Here is a 19,228-nt window from a genome sequence, read left to right as displayed (position 1 = left end):
CGGGCGACGGGCACGGTGGAAAGGATGACGCGAGACAGCGACGGCGGGCGGCCGCAGAAGACCGTGGCCGAACTCCTCGCCGAACACGGCGGAAAGGTCGGCGACACACCGCGTCGCCGACGGCGCCGTGCTGCCGAGGACGACGCGCCCGGCGCGCGGCAGCCCGGGCTCACCGACACGGCGCCTCAGGCGATCATCGAGAGAGTCCGTTCCGAGGGGCCGCCACCCGGCGCGGCGGCACAGAGCAGCAGGCCGAAGGGACGCTCTCCCGAGGGGGACGAGCAGGCACGTGGCCGTTCGGCTGCGCCTCGCACAGGCCCGCAGAAGGTGCCTGCGCCACCACGGACGCCGCAGGGGTCCGGTGCGTATCCCGCGCCGGGCGCCGGTGAGGGGTCCACTCGCCAGCCGCTCCCACCGCGCGGCCAGGCGCGGTCGGCGCCTGCACCGGCGAGTTCCGCGCCCCCCACGCAGTCGAGCCTGCCCCCGAGCACGGCCCACAGCACCGGATACGGCAAGCCGACGACGAACGGTTTCCGGCTGCCACCGAAGCAGCAGAACAGCGGGGCGAACCCGGTGCCGCCGGGTGGTGCGCCCCAGGGCGGCGGAACGACGGGGGGCCTACCGGTCCCGCCGAGTCCGCAGACGTCGGCGAACCCTTCGCAGCAGACACCGCAGCCCGACGCGGCGAGCCGGATGGCGGCCACCCGCAGGGTCCCCGCGCCCCCGCCACCGCCTGCGGCGCAGGAGGGAACGCTCGCGGCCCGGCTCGACGGGCTCGGCGACGTCGAAGAACAGGAGCAGGCCGCCGCACCGCCTGCACCACCTGCGAGCGGTCCCCCACAACGCTCCAGCCGGTTCGCCCTGCCGCCGCGACGGCGAAGGCCACCGAGGGGCGCCCCGGCGCCGGACCCCGAGCCGCACACCGAGCAGCTTCCCGCGGTCGGGGTCAGCGATGCGGAGCAAACGGCACTGTCCGAGCCCGTGCGTGCCGACGCCCCACCGGCCGGATTGGCGAGCTGGCCGGGGCATCCGGGACCGGCAGGACCGGTCCCGGGCCGCGCCGAGCGTCAGGGGGGCCCCGATCCTTCCGTCGAGGAGACGCAGGTCCACGCCCCAGCGACACTGGACGACGACGGCAGCGGAGAAGGCCCGGACACCGGGTACTACGTCCCGGACTTCGACGACGATTCCGACGACTCCGAGGACCTGGACGCGGCCACCAGGGTGGGAGCTCTCGCCGACGACCCACTCGCCGACGGCACCTACGGCGCCTACGGCGACGAGCCGTACGCCGACCACCCGGACGCCGCCTACGACGACTACGACGGCGACTACGACGACTACGACCAGGACCACGACGTCGAGTACGACGGCTCCGAAGGGAACGGGCAGAACGACCGGAGAAACGGCGACACCGGCGCATCAGGCATCGAGGCAGGCGACGCCGCCGAGGAGGAATCGCCCGCGAAGCAGTGGCTTCTGCTCGCGGGGCAGCTCGCGCTCGGAGTCGCGGGCGGAGCGGGGGTGTGGCTCGGCTTCAACTGGCTGTGGGGCCAACTCCCGGCTGCCGCGTTGATCGCCGCGCTGCTGGTCACCGTCGGCCTGGTCTGGATTGTGCGCAAGGTCCGGAAGGCGGAGGACACGCAGACCACCGTGCTGGCACTGCTCGTCGGCCTTGTGGTGACCGTGTCGCCCGCGGCGTTGCTACTGGTGTCCCGCTAGCGTGGCCACCCCGGCGATTCCGGTCGCGCTGTCCACGGCGTCGGTGTGGCCGCTCCGCGCGCACAGGGCCTTCGAGCTGGCAGCCGACCTCGGCTTCGACGGTGTCGAGGTCATGGTGTGGGTCGATCCGGACAGCCAGAACGTCGAGGCACTGCGCAAACACAGCGTCGCGACGGGGGTGCCCGTGCTGTCGGTGCACTCACCGTCGCTGCTGATCACCCAGCGCGTGTGGTCGCCAGACCCGGTCGTGCGGCTCCGCCGCTCGGTCGAGGCCGCGCTCGAACTGGAGGCGACGACCGTCGTCGTGCACCCGCCGTTCCGCTGGCAACGCAGGTACGGGGACGCCTTCTCCGACCTCGTCGCCGCGTTGGAGCAGGAGAGCGGGGTGGTGATCGCGGTGGAGAACATGTTCAAGGTGCGTCCTCCTGGAGGGCGGCGCAACGCGCGGGTATCGGCGTTCCGCCCCTCCATCGATCCCACCGACGTCGGCTACGCGCATTACACGCTCGACCTCTCCCACACCGCGGCTGCCGGCATGGACGCGCTGGCGCTGGCCGACCGGATGGGGGACGGCCTCGCGCACGTGCACCTCGCCGACGGCACGGGAATCCCCAAGGATCAGCACCTCGTCCCCGGCCGTGGCGATCAGCCGTGCGCGGAACTGCTGGAAAGACTCGTGGCGAAAGGCTACGAGGGCACCGTCGTGCTGGAGATCAACACGCGGGGTGCGAGGTACCCGGCCAACCGTGTCGCCGACCTCGCCGAAGGGCTCTTGTTCACCCGCCTTCATCTCGGTCAGTGATCGGAAGAGTGCACGGGGAAACCGGAAGAAAAACCGGATCATCCTCAGGGTAGCCATAGCTTTCCCGCGTCCGACCCGTAAAGTTTGCGTCGTGGAGCCGCTGCGATCGTTGATCCTCGCCGCCGCGGGCAACGACGTGATCCGGCGTGCGGTGGCCAGGTCCTTCACGGTGCCGGGTGCCCGGCGGATCGTCGCCCGGTTCGTGCCGGGTGAGACCGTGGCGGACGCGCTGGCCGCCGTGAGGGCCCTCGCCACCGACGGCCGCTACGCGACCCTCGATTACCTGGGCGAGTGGACCCGCGATCGCGGGCAGGTCGAGCGGGCTGTCCGCACGTACCTGCGGTTGCTCGACGGCCTCGCCGAGCAGGGCCTCTCCGGCCACGCCGAGGTGAGTGTGAAGCTGTCGGCCCTGACCGTGGACGGTGATCCCGCGCTCGCCTCGCTGAGCCTCGGCCGCATCTGTGAGGCTGCGCAGCGGTGCGGCACCACTGTCACCGTGGACATGGAGGACCACACCACGACCGACAGCACGCTCGCCGTGGTGAACGACGCGCGCCGCACGTGGCCCTGGGTCGGAGCAGTGGTCCAGTCCTACCTTCGCCGCAGCGAAACCGATGTCGCCGCGCTGGCACACAAGGGGTCTCGTGTGCGGCTGTGTAAGGGCGCCTACGCTGAGCCGGGCGATGTCGCGCACAGCGATGCCCACGCTGTCGATCTCAGCTACGTGCGATGTGCCAACCTGCTCCTCGAGGGTGGCGCGTACGCGATGTTCGCCACCCACGATCCCCGGCTTGTGGGGGTATTGCGGCAGCGCACGCGCTGGTACGGCAGGCGACCAGGGACCTACGAGTACCAGATGCTGTACGGAGTCCGGCCGGACGAGCAGCGCCGGCTGGCCGCGGAAGGGGAGACCGTGCGTGTGTACGTGCCGTTCGGTGAGCAGTGGTACGGCTACCTGATGCGAAGGCTCGCGGAGCGGCCCGCGAACCTCGCGTTGTTCCTGCGAGCACTGGTCAGTCGTTCGTGAGCACGATCGACTCGGAGCCGCTGTCGTTCGCGGCGGCCTGCGAGATCCGTTCGCTGGGCGACGGCACCTTCACCGCCGACCTCCGCCAGGAGTGGGCGATCGGAAGGCATCCGCACGGGGGATTCCTGCTCGCCCTCGTGGCGAAGGCCGGGATCAGGGCGCTGTTCGAGGCGGGTGAGCCACCCTCCGAGCCGCTCGCTGTGAGTGCCGAGTTCCTGCACGCGCTCGCGCTGGGCCCTGTGCTCCTGCGCGCCGAGGTGCGCAAGGTGGGCAGGAGGGCCACGGTGGTGGCCGTGAGCATGGAGCAGCGGGGTCGAAGCTGTGTGGAGGCGAGGGTGACGGCAGGCAGACTCCCGCTGCGCCCTCCCGTGTGGAACGACGTGCCCGCGCTGCCCGTCGAGCCGCCTGCGGGGGCGATCGCGCTGGCGGGCCGCACAGCCGAGGGGCTGTTCCACCTCGCCAAGGGCTGTGATGTCCGGATCGACCCCGCGACGGCCGGTTATCTCGCCGGAAGGCGGGACGACCCGCCTCGCCTCCGGTTGTGGGTGCGTCCGCGCCACGGTGAACCCGACCCGTACTTCCTGCTCCTCGCCGGTGATCTCAACCCGCCGGTGGTGTTCAACCTCGGAGGCACAGGGTGGGCGCCGACCGTGCAGCTCACCACGTTGGTGCGGACCCGCCCGCATCCAGGCTGGCTGCGGATACAGGTGGACTGCCGTGCCGTCCACGAGGGCTGGTTCGACTCCGACGCCGTGGTGGTGGACAGCCACGGTCGTCTCGTCTGCCAGGCGAGGCAACTGGCGCTGGCCCCCCTGCCGTGACACCCGCCCGCCCGCGGGCGCACGGGATCCCTCCGTGGCCGACCGAGGTCAGTCCTGTGACACCGCCCGCGCGGGCTCACGGCTGGCTGCCCCGGCAGGTCAGCGCTCCGCGCCGGCACGTGGGCGTCGTGCGACGCGGCCAAGGCGGTGTTCGACACGTTCTCTCCGCGCGGTACGCGGGAGTCGTGAAAGAGGGCCTGGCTTAGTGTTGCTGGCATGGGAACCATCGCTGTACTGGGTGCCGGCAAGATCGGAGAAGCGCTGCTGTCCGGGCTGCTCAGCGGAGGGCGCGCTCCGGAGGATCTGCTGTTCACCGAGCGGCACCCTGAGCGGGCGACCGAGTTGCAGGAGCGTTACGGGATCACCGGCGTCACCGTGAAGGAGGCGGCAGAGCGGGCCGACCTGCTGGTCGTCGCGGTAAAGCCGCAGGACATCGAGCCCGTGCTCGCCGACCTCGCGCCGCTGCTGCGACCGCAGTCCCTCGTGGTGTCGCTGTGCGCGGGCCTGCCGACGGCACTGTTCGAGCGCAGGCTCCCTTCGGGAACACCCGTGGTCAGGGTGATGCCCAACACGCCGATGCTCGTGGGCGAGGCGATGAGCGCCGTGTCCGCGGGCAAGTACGCGGGGCCCGAGCACATCGAGATCGTCACCGACCTGCTCGGCTGCGTCGGCAAGGTGGTCGAGGTTCCCGAGTCGCAGCAGGACGCGGTCACCGCCCTGTCGGGCTCCGGTCCGGCGTACTTCTTCTACCTCGTCGAGGCCATGATCGACGCGGGCATCCTCCTGGGGCTGCCTCGCGCCGTCGCCGAGCAGCTCATCGTGCAGTCGGCCGTCGGGGCGGCCAAGATGCTCGCCGAGGGCGAGAGCCACCCCGTGTTGCTGAGGGAGGCCGTGACCTCCCCGGCGGGTACGACGATCAACGCGATCCGAGAGCTGGAGAAGCATGGGGTCAGGGCCGCGCTTCTCGCGGCCATCGAGGCGGCGCGCGACCGCTCCGTCGAACTCGGCCGCGCCCACGAGGACTGACAGCGTGCCCGCGTGGGTTGGTGACCCGATACGGCAGAATCGCCACGCGCAGGCACCCGCGAGGGTGGTGACCGGCGGTGTTGCCTCCGTCCGGGTGCCCCGTTTCGCCTCGACAGGCGTCGCACGAGCCCCAGAAGTCCCGCTACCCTCGGGGGAAGCACGCGCGTGTCGGTACCGCTCGGTGGGGAAGCCGGGCGGCGCGGCGCGTGGCAAAGGACACGGTGAATCGCTATGCCGCCGAACAATGACCAGGACGTGCCGGGGCGGCAGGTCCAGTTCCTGACAGTCGCCGAGGTGGCCGCTCTGATGCGAGTCTCCAAGATGACGGTCTACCGACTGGTGCACTCCGGGGAGTTGCCCGCCGTGCGGGTCGGCAAGTCGTTCCGGGTGCCGGAGCAGGCCGTTCACTCCTACCTGGACAACGCCTACTTCGACGTGGGGTAGGCCGGATCCCATGCCTCCCTCGTATCCGCTCGCGAGGAGAGGACCTGTGAATCACGACCGAGGTGCGGGAGGGCCACGCACGCCACGCGGAGGTGCCCGGGTAACCTGGAGAGCCGTTCGCGACCGACCGTTAGGAGCGTGGTGTGGGCTCGGTAATCAAGAAGCGTCGTAAGCGCATGTCCAAGAAGAAGCACCGCAAGCTGCTTCGCCGCACGCGGGTGCAGCGCCGCAAGCAGGGTAAGTGAGGCCGCAGGCCCGCGCGTGTCGGCACGGCCGCGACGAGGGGATCGTCCGGCTGGGCGAGTGTGAGATTCCGCCCCGGCACCGACGTGTCGGGGTAGCATCCACCCTGGTGTACACAGTCAGGGGTCGCGACCGCGCCTGTCACACGGGGGTCTGATGCCGTCGAACGTCGTCCTCGTCACCGGGGTATCCGGTGAGCTGGGCGGACGGTTGCTGGCGAGGTTGGGCGCGCGGTCCGACCTCGAACGGGTCGTCGGGGTGGACACCGCACCACCCGTTCCCGGTGTGCTGCGAGAGCCGGGAAGGGCCGAATTCGTGCGGGTGGACATCCGGAACCCGCTGATCGCCAAGATCATGACCTCCGCGAGGGTGGACACGGTGGTACACGCCGGTCCCACGTGTCACCCCGCGGGTTCGGGTGGACATTCGGCGATCAAGGAAGCCAACGTCATCGGCACCATGCGGCTGCTCGCCGCGTGCCAGAACTCGCCGCACCTTCGCAAGCTCGTCGTCATCTCGACCACGGCCGTCTACGGTGCGTCGTCGCGTTCCAGGGCCGTGTTCACGGAGGACGCGGAGCTGATCCCGGCCGTGGCGACCGGCTACTCCAAGGACGCCGTCGAGTTGGAGGGCTACGTTCGCGGTTTCTCCCGGCGGCGTCCCGACGTCGGGGTGACCACGCTGAGGTTCGCCGATCTCGTTACCCCCGACTTCGACACCGTCTTCACCAGGTACTTCTCGCTGCCGCTCGTGCCGACCGTGCTCGGATTCGACGGCAGGCTCCAGTTCCTGCACGCCGACGACGCCCTCGCCGTGCTGGAACGCGCCACCGTTCTCGACCGTCCCGGAGTGTTCAACGTCGCGGGAGACGGGGTGCTGTCGCTGTCGCAGGCCATCCGGCTTGCCGGTCGCGTCGGTGTCGGTGTTCCGCGCCCCGCCATGTCGCCCATCGGAACGGCACTACGTCTCGCCAGGCGGGTGCGGTTGTCGGCCGACCTCGTGCGGTTGCTGAACTTCGGGCGGGTCGTCGATACGGAGCGGCTGATCCGGGAGTTCGGGTACACCCCTCGCTGGACGACACGTGAGGCGTTCGACGACGCGGTTGCCGGGCGGCGGGGGCGCGTGACAGCGTGACTGCGATGGAGGGTTCACCGTGACCTCACGAGGTTCGGCGCGAGTGGTTCCGTTGCGTCCCGGCGACGGCGAGCCCGACACTTCGTCGAGCGTGGTTCCACTGCCTGTGCGGAAAGCGGAGCGACGTTCCCCTTCGGGCGGCCTGCTCGACTTCCTTCGTCGCAGGCTTAGCGGTGACTACGAGATCGACGAGTTCGGTTTCGACCAGGAATTCACCGAGGCCGTGCTCATCCCGCTGCTGCGGCCGTTGTACGAGCGGTGGTTCCGCGTGAGCGCGCACGGCGTCGAGCACATTCCCGGCGAGGGCGGGGCTCTGCTCGTCTCCAACCATTCCGGTGTGGTGCCGATCGACGCCGTGATGACGGCCTTCGCCGTGCACGACGAGCATCCAGAGCATCGGTTCCTGCGCATGCTGGGGGCCGACCTTGTGTTCGACACCCCTGTTCTCGGGTCGCTGGCGCGCAAGAGCGGCCAGACACTGGCCTGCCATCCCGACGCCGAAAGGCTGCTGCGGGAAGGCGAACTCGTCGGTGTGTGGCCCGAGGGATACAAGGGGGTCGGCAAACCGTTCTCGGCGCGGTACAAGTTGCAGCGCTTCGGGCGCGGGGGTTTCGTGTCGGCGGCGTTGCGGACGGGGGCACCGATCATCCCGTGTGCCGTCGTGGGCGCCGAGGAGATCTACCCGAAGATCGGAGACATCAAGCCGTTGGCCAGGCTGCTGCGCCTGCCGTACTTTCCCGTGACGCCGTTCTTCCCGCTGCTCGGGCCGCTGGGCACGGTGCCGCTGCCGACGAAGTGGCACATCGAGTTCGGTGAGCCCATTCCCACCGACTGCTATGCCGAGGGCGCGGAGGACGACCAGATGCTGGTGCTGACCCTCACCGACCGGGTCAGGGAGAGCATTCAGGACATGCTGTACCGCAGGCTGGCCCACCGCAGGGGAATCTTCACCGGCTGAGCCGCAGCCCCAACCGCCGTGTCCGCACTTCCTGCACGGGTGTTGGCACTTCCCGCACGGTTGTTTGCACCTCCTGTCCGTGTCCGCGCTTCCTGCACGGTTGTTGGCACTTCCTGCACGGGTGTGGCACCTCGTCGGGTGTGCGAGGGAGCGGAAATCAAGGCACGAGTGCGGGCTCGCCCGTCGAGGGGCGGCTAACGTACCCAGAGTGCGGACACGGGTGCACAAAGTGTGGACACGAGTGCGCAAAGTGCGAGCATGCGTGCATAAGGTGCGGACACGGGTGCGCAAAGTGCAAGGACCTGTGCATGAAGTGCGGACACGGTCAGACCAGGCGTTTGCGGTAGGCCAGGCCCGCTGCCACGGCACCGGCGAGCGCGCCTGCGCCGAGGACAGAGGGGACGCCGATCTTCGCGGCCTTGCGTCCCGTGCGGAAGTCCCTGATCTCCCATCCCCTCGCCCTTGCGACGTCGCGCAGGCCCGAATCGGGGTTGACGGCGACGGCGGTGCCGACGACCGAGAGCATCGGGACGTCGTTCTGCGAGTCCGAGTACGCAGTGCACCGGCGCAGGTTGAGCCCTTCCCTCGCGGCGAGTGCTCGCACGGCGTGCGCCTTGGCTCTGCCGTGCAGGAGGTCACCGACAAGCCTGCCCGTGTAAACGCCGTCCACGCTCTCGGCGACGGTGCCGAGCGCGCCGGTGAGCCCGAGCCTTCGGGCGATGATCGCCGCGAGCTCCACGGGGGTGGCGGTCACCAGCCAGACCCGCTGACCCGCGTCGAGATGCATCTGAGCGAGTGCTCGCGTGCCTGCCCAGATCTTGTCGGCCATGAGCTCGTCGTAGATTTCCTCGCCGATGGAGACCATCTCGTCAACGGTGCGGCCAGCGACGAACGACAGCGCCTGCTCCCTGCTGGACTGCACTCCCTGGTGGCTCTCCCTGCCACCGACCCTGAATTTGACCTGCTGCCAGGCGAAACCGGCGAGGTCGGAGGTGCTGAAGTACTTGCGCGCGGCGAGCCCCCTCGCGAAGTGGAAGATCGACGCGCCCATCATCATCGTGTTGTCCACGTCGAAGAACGCCGCTGCCGTGAGGTCTTGGGGAATGGCAGGCCGCTCGACCTCAGGTGCTTCGGGTTCCGTGACTGGTGCGGCCGTGGCCACCGCGGTGGCCTCCATCGCGACGGCCGCTTCGGCCGACGCCTCGCCTGCCAGTGCTGCGAGCCGCTCGCGTTCCCGCTTACTGCGGCTCCGCCACAGAGACACGCACACCGCCTCCATACGTATGGTCCGCCTCCGGCGCTTGGTCACAGAGTAACGAGCGTGGCGTGAACACCGGAGAGCTATCCGCCGGGTGATCCCGGGCAGTTCCTGGGGGTGCGGACCCACGTGCACGGCGGTGGGCGTACCGAGTCACGAACTGTCCTCGCGGGGGTTGCCGCCACCGCGTCGCGGCCGGGCGTCGTGCCGCAGGGCACTCCGCCTGCTCCGAGGACGGATAACAACTCCGTGATCCGCGGCGTCGTGCCGCAGGGCTATCTCCGCCTGCTCCGAGGGCGGGTCCACTCGGAGCCTGCGTCTGCTCGACCTCAACCGTGGACGGCACCAGGATCGGCGCCTCCCGCGAGCCGGGGCCAGCGCGGTGGGTCCGGCTGCGCCCCTTCTCAGAGCGAGGCGGCGACCGACCCGGAGTGGGCCTGCGGTCCCCTGGCCCTGAGCGCCATGCGTTCGCGTGCCTCCGGCTCCACCGTGACGGAGTCGCCGAGCCGGTGAAGTGCCTCCACGACGGCGAGTTCGGCGCCGAATTCGCGAATGCCGCCGCAGTCGTCGGCGGTGTCCGCATCGACGAAACGTGCGAACCGCTCGGCGTCGCGTCTCCGGGAACGCGGCCACCACGGGAACCTCCGGGATCTCTGCGATCTCTGGGATCTCCCTGACCCCTTTGACCCCATGGACCACGCAGCCTCGCCCACCGCGCCAGCCTCCACGAACGTCGCCATCTCGTCGCCGGAGCAACGAGCCACGCCCCTGGCGGTTACGCGAGCATGATCACCTGATGCCCCGTGGTAGCAGGGTCGCGAGCCGCCGCACAGCGCGGTGCTGGAGTGCTTTCACAGCGCCCTCGTTCCGCTGCATGATCGCCGCGGTCTCGGAGACCGAGTAGCCCTGGATGAATCGCAGGATGATGCAGTCGCGCTGGTCGTCGCCGAGGCCCGCGATGCAGCGCAGCAGTTCGTCGTTGGTGGTCCGGGTGATGACCTGCTGTTCCGGTCCGGGTGGCGCGCCGGAGCCCGCGCCGGGCTCCGCGATCTCGTCGGTAACGACCTCAAGCCGGAACCGACTGGATTTGACGTGGTCGAAGACGAGGTTGCGGGCGATGGTGGTGAACCACGCGCCGACGTCCCGCCCCTGGTACGAGATCGACGTGATGCGGCGCAGCGCGCGCAGAAAGGTCTCGCTGGTGACGTCCTCGGCGAGATGACGGTCGCCGACGCGGAGCAGCACGTACCGGAAGACGCCGTCCACATGCCGGTCGTACAGCGTCGCGAACGCCGAGGTGTCGCCGCGCTGTGCCGCGCGGACCAGTTCCCAGTTCTCGTCAACGGCCGAGTCGGCCTGCGAGGCCCTCCGCCTCGCCTTTCCCAGCGTCGCGGGTGCTGGACCAGCCGCAACAGCGATCGGCATGCTCACGTGTCGCACCTCCTCCGGGCCCGTTCCCGGCCTCCGCGTGATCACCGCCACTACATCGCCCGATGGAGCATACGGGTTGTTACCGCTAAGTAGGTAGTGGTGTTGTTGTTGCGAATCGGCGACGGCCCCCGTCGGTGGCCGCGTGGCCGGAAGGCGTGCCGACGTTGCTGGGAGACTGTCGGTGAAGGGAAAGGGGCAGGTTGTGGGTGAGAGCAGCAACGTCGCCGATCTCGCCGCTGAGGCGGCAAGGGCCAGGCCGGACGCGCTCGCATTGATCGATACAGCGACGGGCGCCACGTTGACCTGGCGCGAGGTGGATCTCGCTGTGCGGGACACCGCGCGCCGGTTGAGGGAGAGCGGGGTCGAACCTGGCGACAGGGTGGGCATCCGGTTGCCGACGTCGGCGGCGTTCGCCGTGGCGTTCTACGCCGTGTTGCGAGCCGACGGAGTCGCGGTGCCGCTGAACCCGTACGAACCCGCGCAAGCCTCGCAGGAGGTGCTCGACCACTGCGGAGCGAAGACCGTGCTCACCGACCAGCCGTTCGGTTCGGCGACACCGATCGAGCCGGTGCTCGATGTCGCCGTCGCCGACGCAGGCAGCGACACCGAACCGGCCAGGGGTGGTGAGGACATCGCGGCCCTGCTCTACACCTCGGGCACCGCGGGCGCACCGAGGGGTGCGATGCTCTCGCACCGGGCTCTGCTGGCCGGTGTCGCGCAGTTGCGCTCGCTCACCCCGCCCGTGGCCGAGCCGTCGGACCGGGTGTTCGTCTCGGTTCCCATGCATCACGTCTACGGGCTCGGCCCCGGCCTGCTCACGGTGACGGCCGCAGGAGCCACCGTCGTGTGCGCGCCCCGCTTCGAGGTGCGGTCGGCGCTGTCGGACTGCTTGAACCACCGGGTCACCGTGGTCATCGCGGTGCCTGCGATGTATTCGGAGATGGGGGCTCGGCCCGCCGACGAACTCGGCGAGAGCTTGTCCACCGTGCGGCTGCTGATCTCGGGGGCAGCGCCCCTGCGGCCGAAGCTGCTCGCCGACATCCGCGCCGCCACGGGCCTTTCGGTGTTCGAGGGCTACGGGCTCACGGAGACGGCCCCCGTGGTGACCTCGACGCTGGTGACCGGATACGCGAAGCCGGGCTCCGTCGGGAGGCCGCTGCCCGGTGTCGAGCTGCGGCTCGTGGACAGTGACGGCTCCGAGAGCGGTGTGCCGCTGGACCCGGGGGACCCCGACGACACCTTCGACGACGCGGACGGCACAGGGCTCGTTGCCGTGCGCGGGGCGAACCTGTTCTCCGGGTACTGGCCCGACGGTGCTCACGGACCGGACGCTGAAGGCTGGTTCCGCACCGGTGACGTCGGCTACATCGACACCGACGGCGATCTGCACCTCGTGGACCGCGCGGGCGACGTGGTGATCGTCAACGGTTTCAACGTCTACCCGCACGAGGTCGAGGACGTGATCTCGGAGTTGCCCGGCGTGCGGGAGGTCGCGGTCGTGGGTGTGCTCGACGCGCGCAGTGGCGAGGCGGTCAAGGCCGTGGTGGTGCCCGAGGAGGGTGTGGGACTGTCCGAGCAGCAGGTGATCGAGCACTGCGCCGCGAGGCTGGCCGGGTACAAGGTGCCCACGGTGGTGGCCTTCGCGGAGAGCCTGCCGCACACCGCCACCGGCAAGGTGCGCCGGGTTGGGCTCAGGGACGCGGGACCGCTGCGGGAGGATGGGACTCATGCCTGAGGAGCAGCACACCGTCGTGGTGATGACCCGTGTCGGCTGTTCGGCGTGTGAGAAGGCCGAGCAGGACGTCGAACGCATCTGCGGCGAGTTGGGTGTGCCGTGGTCGGCGGCCGACGTGGACACCGATCCGGAATGGCGTGCCGAGTACGGCGACAGGGTGCCGGTGATCCTCGTGGATGGTGACGAACACGGCTACTGGTCGGTTGACGAGGAACGGCTCAGGTCGGCACTGCGGTCGTGACCGCTCCGGCACCGGGGGACGAGGGGTGGTGTGGCCTGCGTCAACGTCCTAACCAGGCGCTTTGTGCCTACGTTCACAAGTGGCTACCGTAGTGCCAGCACCCGCGCGGAGCCCGGCATCGAACACTACACGTGCCCGCTCGGTCAAGAGTTGATTTTTTCGCTATCTGGTGACAGGAGTCCAGCGTGGTGGCACAGCGGGGTCGGCGCAATGGGTCCGCACCCGCGCCGAGGCGCGCCCCCGAGGCCGGTGGCGCTTCGGAGGCCGGCGGCGCTTCGGCCACCGGGGAAGGCGGCGACGTTTCGGCAGCGCATCCGGCGAAGGGCGCCGACGCCACCGGTACGACCACCGTGGCGACCGAGAACTCGCAGGCGGCGAATTCGACCCGCGCGATCCCGGAGGCGGCCGTCGCCCGTCTCGCCGTCTACCTGCGCGTGCTGTCCGCGATGGCCGAGCAGGCGGCCACCACGGTCTCCAGCGAGGAACTGTCGGCCGCGGCCGGTGTGAACTCGGCCAAGCTGCGCAAGGACCTCTCCTACATCGGCTCGTACGGCACGCGGGGTGTCGGCTACGAGGTTCAGGTTTTGATCGGGCAGATCGAGCGGACACTCGGCCTGACCCGCCAGCACAAGGTCGCCGTCGTGGGAATCGGGAACCTCGGTCACGCGCTGGCGAACTACGGTGGATTCCCAGGGCGCGGATTCCCCGTGGACGCCCTGTTCGACATCGACCCCGACCTGATCGGTGTGCCGGTGGGCGGGGTTCCGGTGTCACACCTCGACGACATCCCGTCGGTGTGCGCCGAGCGAGGCATCTCCATCGGGGTCATCGCGACGCCGCCGACAGCCGCGCAGTCGGTGTGCGACCGGCTCGTCGAGGGCGGGGTGCAGTGCATTCTGAACTTCGCCCCCGTGGTGTTGCAGGTGCCCGAGCAGGTCGAGGTGCGGAAGGTCGATCTCGCGGTGGAGTTGCAGATCCTGTCGTTCCACGTGGCGCGGAGGGCGGCGCCGGAGGCGGAACAGAGCGGCGGTGCGGTCGAGGCCGGTGGCACCGACGGCGCGAAGGGCGTGAAGGCTATGAAGGGCATGAGGGGCGCCGGGGACGTGAAGGACATGGTGGTGTCGTGATGAGCGTGCTCGCGATCGGGCTGTCACACCGCACCGCAGGCCTGGCGATCCTCGAACGGGCCGCGATCCCCTCCGCCGAGGTGGAGAAGGTGCTGCACGAGCTCCAGCAGGCCGACGACGTCTCCGAGGTCATGCTGCTGTCCACCTGCAACCGCATCGAGGTCTACGCCGTCGTCGAGACCTTCCACGGTGGTCTCGCCGGTATCACCGAGGTGCTGGCGAGGCAGGCAGGCATGGAGCCGGGTCAGCTGTACGAGCACTTCTACGTCCACTACGCGGGCGCGGCGGTGGAGCACGTGTTCTCCGTCGCGTCGGGGCTGGACTCGATGGTGGTCGGCGAGACGCAGATTCTCGGCCAGGTGCGTGCGGCCTACGCCGCCGCTCGCCAGGCGGGCACCGTCGGCAGCACCCTGCACGAGCTGGTGCAGACGACGTTGCGTGTTGGCAAACGGGTGCACAGCGAGACCGGTCTCGACCGCCTCGGCGCTTCCGTGGTGTCCGAGGCTCTGGCCGCCGCGGGTGAGCTGGAGGGCAGGAAAGCCCTCGTCGTGGGCGCGGGTTCCATGGGCGCGCTGTCGGCGTCGCAGCTGCGCAAGTCCGGTGTCGGCGAGATCGCCGTGGTGAACCGGACGCCGGAGCGCGCGATGCGACTGGCCGCCTCGATCAGCGAGCAGGGAGTGGCGGCGAGAGCCGTTCCGATGTCCGACCTCGCCGACGAGGTGCTGCGTGCCGACGTCGTCGTGGTGTGTACCGGGTCGAAGATTCCCGTTCTCGGCTCGGAGCACGTCGCGCCACGCGCCGAGCGTCCCGTCGTGATCTGCGACCTCGGTCTGCCGAGGGACGTCGAGCCCGGCGTCGAGAGCGTGCCCGGCGTGACGCTGGTGGATCTCGAAACGCTGCGCAGGCGCATGGCCGAATCGGGAACGGCCACCACGGAGAAGCAGATCGCCAAGGCGTCCGGCATTGTCCTCGACGAGGTGCGGGCCTACCTGGCAGGCCAGCGCAGCGCCGCGGTGACACCCACCGTGACCGCGTTGCGCAAGCGCGCGACCGAGGTGGTGAACGCCGAACTGCTGAGGCTGGACCGGCGCCTTCCCGGCCTCGACGCCGCCGTCCGCGACGAACTGGGCCGCACGGTCAACAGGGTTGTGGACAAGCTGCTGCACGCGCCGACCGTGCGCGTCAAACAACTCGCCGCCGAGAAGGCCGACACCGATTACGCCAACGCACTGCGGGAGTTGTTCGGACTCGACCCGCAAGCACCCACGGCGGTGTCGAGCCCGTCGGCGGCATCCAGGCACGAGCAGATCGACGGTGAATAAAGTGACTGACACGGCTGACAGGAACGTCGGCAGGACCATCCGCATCGGCACGCGCGGCAGCAGGCTCGCCATGGCACAGACGGGCACGATCGCGGCGATGCTTCAGAGCGCGGGATGCCGGGTTGAACTGGTCCCCATCTCCACCCCCGGCGACCGCTCGTCCGCTCCGATCGCCGAGATCGGAGTCGGCGTGTTCACCTCCGCTGTGCGGGAGGCACTGCTGGAGGGACAGGTCGATGTGGCCGTGCACTCCTACAAGGACCTGCCGACAGCGCCCGAGCCCGGTATCGCGCTCGCGGCCGTGTCGAAACGTGAGGACCCGCGTGACGCACTCGTGGCGCGGGACGGGCTCACGCTCGGTGAACTGCCGCCGGGGTCGCGCGTCGGTACCGGTTCGCCCCGCAGGATGGCCCAGCTCCGCGCGCTCGGTCTCGGGCTGGACGTCGTGCCGATTCGTGGCAACATCGACACCCGGCTCAGCAAGGTGACCTCGGGGGAACTGGACGCCGTCGTGCTGGCGAGGGCAGGGTTGGCGCGGACGGACAGGCTCGGGCTGGTGACGGAGGTTCTCGACCCGATCCAGATGGTTCCGGCGCCAGCGCAGGGGGCGCTGGCCGTCGAGACCCGCGCCGACGACGTGGACACCGAACACCTGCTCCACACCGTCGTGGACGACGCGGCGACGCGAGTGGCCGTGACGGCGGAGAGGGCGTTGCTCGCGGCGCTCGAGGCAGGATGCAGCGCGCCCGTCGGTGCGCTCGCCGAGGTCGTCGAGGATCTGAACGGCGAGGGGGCTGTGGTCGAACGCCTTTCGATGGTGGGCGTCGCCGCGACCGCCGTCGAGGGCGACGCCGTGCAGATGCTTCGGGCTTCGGCGACCGCCGACACCTCCGAGGCGGACAAGCTCGGCCGCATGCTGGCCGCCGAGCTGCTCGACCTCGGTGCTGGCGCGGTGTCACGCTGACAAATCCGGACAGGTAAGAACGAACGCTCGGCCGTGGACGCGGCCGATGACGAGGAGAGACGACGTAATGACCCGCGCACGCAAAACCACGGGGCGTGTCGCTTTCGTGGGCTCGGGCCCAGGGGACACCGGGCTGTTGACGGTCCGTGCCCAGGAGCTGCTCACGAAGGCCGACCTCGTGGTGACCGACCCCGATGTGCCTTCCGGTGTGCTGGCTTTCGCCAGCGCCGACGCGGAGGTACGTCCCGCCGTGGGCGAGCCAGGTGACGTCGCGAGAGACCTGGCCACGGAGGCCAAGGCGGGCAGGCTGGTCCTGCGGTTGACGGCGGGCGATCCGCTGACGCAGCAGGCCGTCGTCGCCGAAGTGCAGGCGGTGTCGCGCACCAGCGCGGTTTTCGACGTGGTTCCCGGTGTTTCCGCAGGCACGGCCGTTCCCGCGTACGCGGGTGTGGCGCTCGGCGCCGCGCACGCCGAGGTGGATCTGCGTGCGGGGGAGACCGACTGGGCGAAGCTCGCGGCGACCCCCGGCGCCATCGTGTTGCACGCGACGTCGAGTCACCTCGCCGAGGCCGCGTCGGCACTGGTCGAGCATGGGCTCTCGCCGCAGTTGCCCGTCGCCGTGACCTCCAACGGCACGAGCAACACGCAGCGCACGCTCGACTCGACACTGGCCACGCTGGCCGCAGACGCGGGTGAGCTCGTCGGTCCGCTCGTCGTGAGCATCGGCGAGGCCGTGAGCAACCGCGCGAAGCTGTCGTGGTGGGAGTCGCGGGCGCTGTACGGCTGGAAGGTCCTCGTGCCGCGCACGAAGGAGCAGGCAGGCGACATGGCCGAGCGGCTCCGCAGCCACGGCGCGACCTCCCACGAGGTCCCCACGATCTCGGTGGAGCCGCCGCGCAGCCCCGCGCAGATGGAACGCGCTGTGAAGGGCCTCGTGGACGGCCGCTACCAGTGGATCGTGTTCACGTCGGCCAACGCCGTGCGTGCGGTGTGGGAGAAATTCGGCGAGTTCGGGCTCGACGCCAGGGCGTTCTCCGGCGTGAAGATCGCCTGCGTCGGCGAGTCCACCGCGGAGAGGGTGCGCTCGTTCGGCATCATTCCCGAACTCGTGCCGAAGGGTGAGCAGTCGAGCGAGGGCCTGCTGGACGAGTTCCCGCCCTACGACGACATCCTCGACCCGGTGAACCGCGTGCTGCTGCCGAGGGCGGACATCGCCACCGAGACGCTGTCCGCGGGAATGCAGGAGCGTGGCTGGGAGGTCGATGACGTGACGGCCTACCGCACCGTGCGTGCCGCGCCGCCACCGGCCGAGACCCGTGAGATGATCAAGACGGGCGGTTTCGACGCGGTGTGTTTCACGTCGTCGTCCACGGTGCGCAACCTCGTCGGCATCGCGGGCAAGCCGCACGCGCGGACGCTCGTGGCGTGCATCGGCCCGAAGACCGCGGAGACGGCCACCGAGTTCGGTCTTCGCGTTGACGTGCGTCCCGAGAAGCCCAACGCGGTCATGCTCGTGGACGCTCTCGCCGAGCACGCGGCGAAGCTGCGCGCCGAGGGCGCGTTGCCGCCGCCGCGTAAGGCCAAGCGCACGCGTCGTTCCTGACGCGTGACGAGGGGCCGCTCATCCCGTTCGGGGTGGGCGGCCCTTTGCCACGGCTCGACTTCCCTGGCGCTCACCGCCGTGTCCGCACCTGGTGTACGCGTGTCCGCACCTGGTGTACGTGTGTTTGCACTTGGTGTACCTGGCCCTTCGTTCATCGTCCTCGGACGAACCGAGCACCGCCTTGCTTCGTCGCACCGAAGACCAAGCCCAGCGCCACCTGGCGCACAATGCTGTCCGTCACCTGCGGACGCGCGTGCGGGAACTACAAGCATGCGTGCGGGAAGTGCGGACGCGCCCGGGTCACACCCCGCGAGACTCAGCTCAGAATGCTTCTCGCGTTCTACCAACGAGCTGCGCCTGGCAGGGCCCGGCACGGCGGTAGGCTCGGAAGCGTGTTTCCCGAGCATCGTCCTCGCCGGTTACGCAGCACTCCCGCCATGCGGCGGATGGTGAGTGAGACCACGCTGCGACCGCGCCAGCTGATCCTGCCCCTCTTCGTCGCCGAAGGCGCGTCGGAGCCACGCCCCATCAGCAGCATGCCGGGGGTCGTGCAGCACACGAGGGAGACGGTTCGCAAGACCGCGGCCGATGCGGTGGAGGCCGGGGTCGGCGGCCTGATGCTCTTCGGAGTCCCCGAGACGCGCGACGCGACAGGCAGCGCGGCCACCGACGCCGACGGCATCCTCAACGCGACACTGCGCGATCTTCGGTCCGATCTCGGCGACGACACCGTGCTGATGGCCGACACCTGCCTCGACGAGTTCACCGACCACGGCCACTGCGGTGTGCTCGACTCTGCCGGTGCCGTTGACAACGACGCGACGCTGGAGCGGTACGCCGAGATGGCGCTCGCGCAGGCCGAGGCAGGGGCACACCTGCTGGGGCCGAGCGGGATGATGGACGGCCAGGTCGGGGTGATCCGCCGTGCCCTCGACGACGCCGGGTACAGCGAGACCGGCATCCTCGCCTACTCCGCGAAGTACGCCAGCGCGTTCTACGGCCCGTTCCGCGAGGCCGTCGATTCGCAGCTTCGAGGCGACCGCAAGACCTACCAGCAGGACCCCGCCAACGCGAGGGAGGCGCTGCGCGAGATCGAGCTCGACATCGCGGAGGGCGCCGACATCGTGATGGTGAAACCGGCTCTCGCCTACCTCGACATCGTGAAGGCCGCGGCCGAGGTCTCTCCGGTTCCGGTGGCCGCCTACAACATCTCGGGCGAGTACTCGATGGTCGAGGGCGCCGCGGCGAACGGCTGGATCGACCGCGAGCGCACGATCCTGGAGGTGCTCACGTCCATCCGCAGGGCGGGAGCCGATCTCGTGCTGACGTATTGGGCGGCTGAAGTGGCAGGCTGGCTCGACTAGTCTCGG

Annotated in this window: 19 protein-coding genes; 16 read left to right on the top strand and 3 right to left on the bottom strand. The window is 69.8% G+C overall.

Annotation, left to right across the window (positions count from 1 at the left end; all coding sequences use genetic code 11):
- Window positions 1-24 precede the first annotated feature (24 nt).
- The 9 genes from SACXIDRAFT_RS22345 (at window position 25) to SACXIDRAFT_RS08520 (ending at window position 8,177) form a co-directional block, all read left to right on the top strand.
- On the top strand, window positions 25-1,722 hold the full coding sequence (locus SACXIDRAFT_RS22345; RefSeq protein ID WP_006238148.1) for an Rv0497 family membrane protein: 1,698 nt from the start codon (window positions 25-27) through the stop codon (window positions 1,720-1,722).
- A 1-nt stretch (window position 1,723) separates the two neighbouring features.
- A complete protein-coding gene (locus tag SACXIDRAFT_RS08550) occupies window positions 1,724-2,524 on the top strand; it encodes a sugar phosphate isomerase/epimerase family protein (RefSeq protein ID WP_006238147.1) in 801 nt (266 codons plus the stop codon).
- Between the two features lie 91 nt (window positions 2,525-2,615).
- Window positions 2,616-3,551, top strand: coding sequence for a proline dehydrogenase family protein (locus tag SACXIDRAFT_RS08545; RefSeq protein WP_006238146.1), 936 nt, complete (start codon window positions 2,616-2,618; stop codon window positions 3,549-3,551).
- Window positions 3,548-4,372: a thioesterase family protein gene (locus SACXIDRAFT_RS08540; RefSeq protein WP_006238145.1), complete on the top strand. Its 825-nt coding sequence runs from the start codon at window positions 3,548-3,550 to the stop codon at window positions 4,370-4,372. Before SACXIDRAFT_RS08545 ends, SACXIDRAFT_RS08540 begins: the two co-directional genes overlap by 4 nt.
- Before the next feature lie 216 nt (window positions 4,373-4,588).
- A complete protein-coding gene (gene proC / locus SACXIDRAFT_RS08535; protein WP_006238144.1) occupies window positions 4,589-5,398 on the top strand; it encodes a pyrroline-5-carboxylate reductase in 810 nt (269 codons plus the stop codon).
- Between the two features lie 231 nt (window positions 5,399-5,629).
- Window positions 5,630-5,842 (top strand): helix-turn-helix domain-containing protein, encoded by a 213-nt coding sequence (locus SACXIDRAFT_RS08530; protein ID WP_006238143.1) that lies wholly within the window; start codon window positions 5,630-5,632, stop codon window positions 5,840-5,842.
- A gap of 143 nt (window positions 5,843-5,985) precedes the next feature.
- Complete coding sequence (locus SACXIDRAFT_RS22340) at window positions 5,986-6,087, top strand: 30S ribosomal protein bS22 (protein ID WP_005453035.1); 102 nt, start codon at window positions 5,986-5,988, stop codon at window positions 6,085-6,087.
- Window positions 6,088-6,241: 154 nt separating this feature from the next.
- Window positions 6,242-7,219 carry an NAD-dependent epimerase/dehydratase family protein gene (locus SACXIDRAFT_RS08525; RefSeq protein WP_006238142.1) on the top strand — a complete coding sequence of 326 codons (978 nt, stop codon included), beginning with the start codon at window positions 6,242-6,244 and terminating at the stop codon, window positions 7,217-7,219.
- A gap of 19 nt (window positions 7,220-7,238) precedes the next feature.
- On the top strand, window positions 7,239-8,177 hold the full coding sequence (locus tag SACXIDRAFT_RS08520; protein ID WP_006238141.1) for a lysophospholipid acyltransferase family protein: 939 nt from the start codon (window positions 7,239-7,241) through the stop codon (window positions 8,175-8,177).
- Between the two features lie 325 nt (window positions 8,178-8,502).
- Here SACXIDRAFT_RS08520 and SACXIDRAFT_RS08515 read toward each other — a convergent pair whose 3' ends face one another.
- From SACXIDRAFT_RS08515 to SACXIDRAFT_RS08505, 3 genes are all read right to left on the bottom strand, one after another.
- A complete protein-coding gene (locus SACXIDRAFT_RS08515) occupies window positions 8,503-9,456 on the bottom strand; it encodes an HAD family hydrolase (protein WP_006238140.1) in 954 nt (317 codons plus the stop codon).
- Between the two features lie 383 nt (window positions 9,457-9,839).
- Window positions 9,840-10,199 carry a hypothetical protein gene (locus SACXIDRAFT_RS08510; RefSeq protein ID WP_157599650.1) on the bottom strand — a complete coding sequence of 120 codons (360 nt, stop codon included), beginning with the start codon at window positions 10,197-10,199 and terminating at the stop codon, window positions 9,840-9,842.
- 25 nt (window positions 10,200-10,224) lie between these two features.
- Window positions 10,225-10,866: a sigma-70 family RNA polymerase sigma factor gene (locus SACXIDRAFT_RS08505; RefSeq protein ID WP_006238138.1), complete on the bottom strand. Its 642-nt coding sequence runs from the start codon at window positions 10,864-10,866 to the stop codon at window positions 10,225-10,227.
- Window positions 10,867-11,068: 202 nt separating this feature from the next.
- On the opposite strand from SACXIDRAFT_RS08505, the gene SACXIDRAFT_RS08500 reads away from it, so the two are divergent.
- From SACXIDRAFT_RS08500 to hemB, 7 genes are all read left to right on the top strand, one after another.
- A complete protein-coding gene (locus tag SACXIDRAFT_RS08500; protein WP_232285273.1) occupies window positions 11,069-12,601 on the top strand; it encodes an AMP-binding protein in 1,533 nt (510 codons plus the stop codon).
- A complete protein-coding gene (locus SACXIDRAFT_RS08495) occupies window positions 12,594-12,842 on the top strand; it encodes a glutaredoxin family protein (RefSeq protein ID WP_006238136.1) in 249 nt (82 codons plus the stop codon). The genes SACXIDRAFT_RS08500 and SACXIDRAFT_RS08495 overlap by 8 nt, the downstream gene beginning before the upstream one ends.
- Window positions 12,843-13,027: 185 nt before the next feature.
- A complete protein-coding gene (locus SACXIDRAFT_RS08490; RefSeq protein ID WP_006238135.1) occupies window positions 13,028-13,969 on the top strand; it encodes a redox-sensing transcriptional repressor Rex in 942 nt (313 codons plus the stop codon).
- Entirely contained in the window at window positions 13,969-15,291 is a 1,323-nt protein-coding gene (locus SACXIDRAFT_RS08485) for a glutamyl-tRNA reductase (protein ID WP_006238134.1), read from the top strand. The genes SACXIDRAFT_RS08490 and SACXIDRAFT_RS08485 overlap by 1 nt, the downstream gene beginning before the upstream one ends.
- Window positions 15,284-16,255, top strand: coding sequence for a hydroxymethylbilane synthase (hemC, locus tag SACXIDRAFT_RS08480; protein WP_006238133.1), 972 nt, complete (start codon window positions 15,284-15,286; stop codon window positions 16,253-16,255). Before SACXIDRAFT_RS08485 ends, hemC begins: the two co-directional genes overlap by 8 nt.
- A 67-nt stretch (window positions 16,256-16,322) precedes the next feature.
- Window positions 16,323-17,858, top strand: a complete 1,536-nt coding sequence (locus SACXIDRAFT_RS08475) for a bifunctional uroporphyrinogen-III C-methyltransferase/uroporphyrinogen-III synthase (protein ID WP_006238132.1) — start codon at window positions 16,323-16,325, stop codon at window positions 17,856-17,858.
- 392 nt (window positions 17,859-18,250) lie between these two features.
- Complete coding sequence (gene hemB / locus SACXIDRAFT_RS08470) at window positions 18,251-19,222, top strand: porphobilinogen synthase (RefSeq protein ID WP_006238131.1); 972 nt, start codon at window positions 18,251-18,253, stop codon at window positions 19,220-19,222.
- Window positions 19,223-19,228: the final 6 nt, after the last annotated feature.

The organism is Saccharomonospora xinjiangensis XJ-54 (genome assembly GCF_000258175.1).
GTDB lineage: Bacteria > Actinomycetota > Actinomycetes > Mycobacteriales > Pseudonocardiaceae > Saccharomonospora > Saccharomonospora xinjiangensis.
The sequence above is the reverse complement of the archived record's forward strand: the minus strand, read 5'-3'. Positions and strand labels throughout refer to the sequence as shown.

Excerpts from the sequence above, each read along its gene's own strand:
- SACXIDRAFT_RS08525 (WP_006238142.1), top strand. The coding sequence starts at position 6,242 with ATGCCGTCGAACGTCGTCCTCGTCACCGGGGTATCCGGTGAGCTGGGC.
- SACXIDRAFT_RS08485 (WP_006238134.1), top strand. The coding sequence starts at position 13,969 with ATGAGCGTGCTCGCGATCGGGCTGTCACACCGCACCGCAGGCCTGGCG.
- proC (WP_006238144.1), top strand. The coding sequence starts at position 4,589 with ATGGGAACCATCGCTGTACTGGGTGCCGGCAAGATCGGAGAAGCGCTG.
- SACXIDRAFT_RS22345 (WP_006238148.1), top strand. The coding sequence starts at position 25 with ATGACGCGAGACAGCGACGGCGGGCGGCCGCAGAAGACCGTGGCCGAA.
- SACXIDRAFT_RS08475 (WP_006238132.1), top strand. The coding sequence starts at position 16,323 with ATGACCCGCGCACGCAAAACCACGGGGCGTGTCGCTTTCGTGGGCTCG.
- SACXIDRAFT_RS08495 (WP_006238136.1), top strand. The coding sequence starts at position 12,594 with ATGCCTGAGGAGCAGCACACCGTCGTGGTGATGACCCGTGTCGGCTGT.
- SACXIDRAFT_RS08515 (WP_006238140.1), bottom strand. The coding sequence starts at position 9,456 with ATGGAGGCGGTGTGCGTGTCTCTGTGGCGGAGCCGCAGTAAGCGGGAA.
- SACXIDRAFT_RS08530 (WP_006238143.1), top strand. The coding sequence starts at position 5,630 with ATGCCGCCGAACAATGACCAGGACGTGCCGGGGCGGCAGGTCCAGTTC.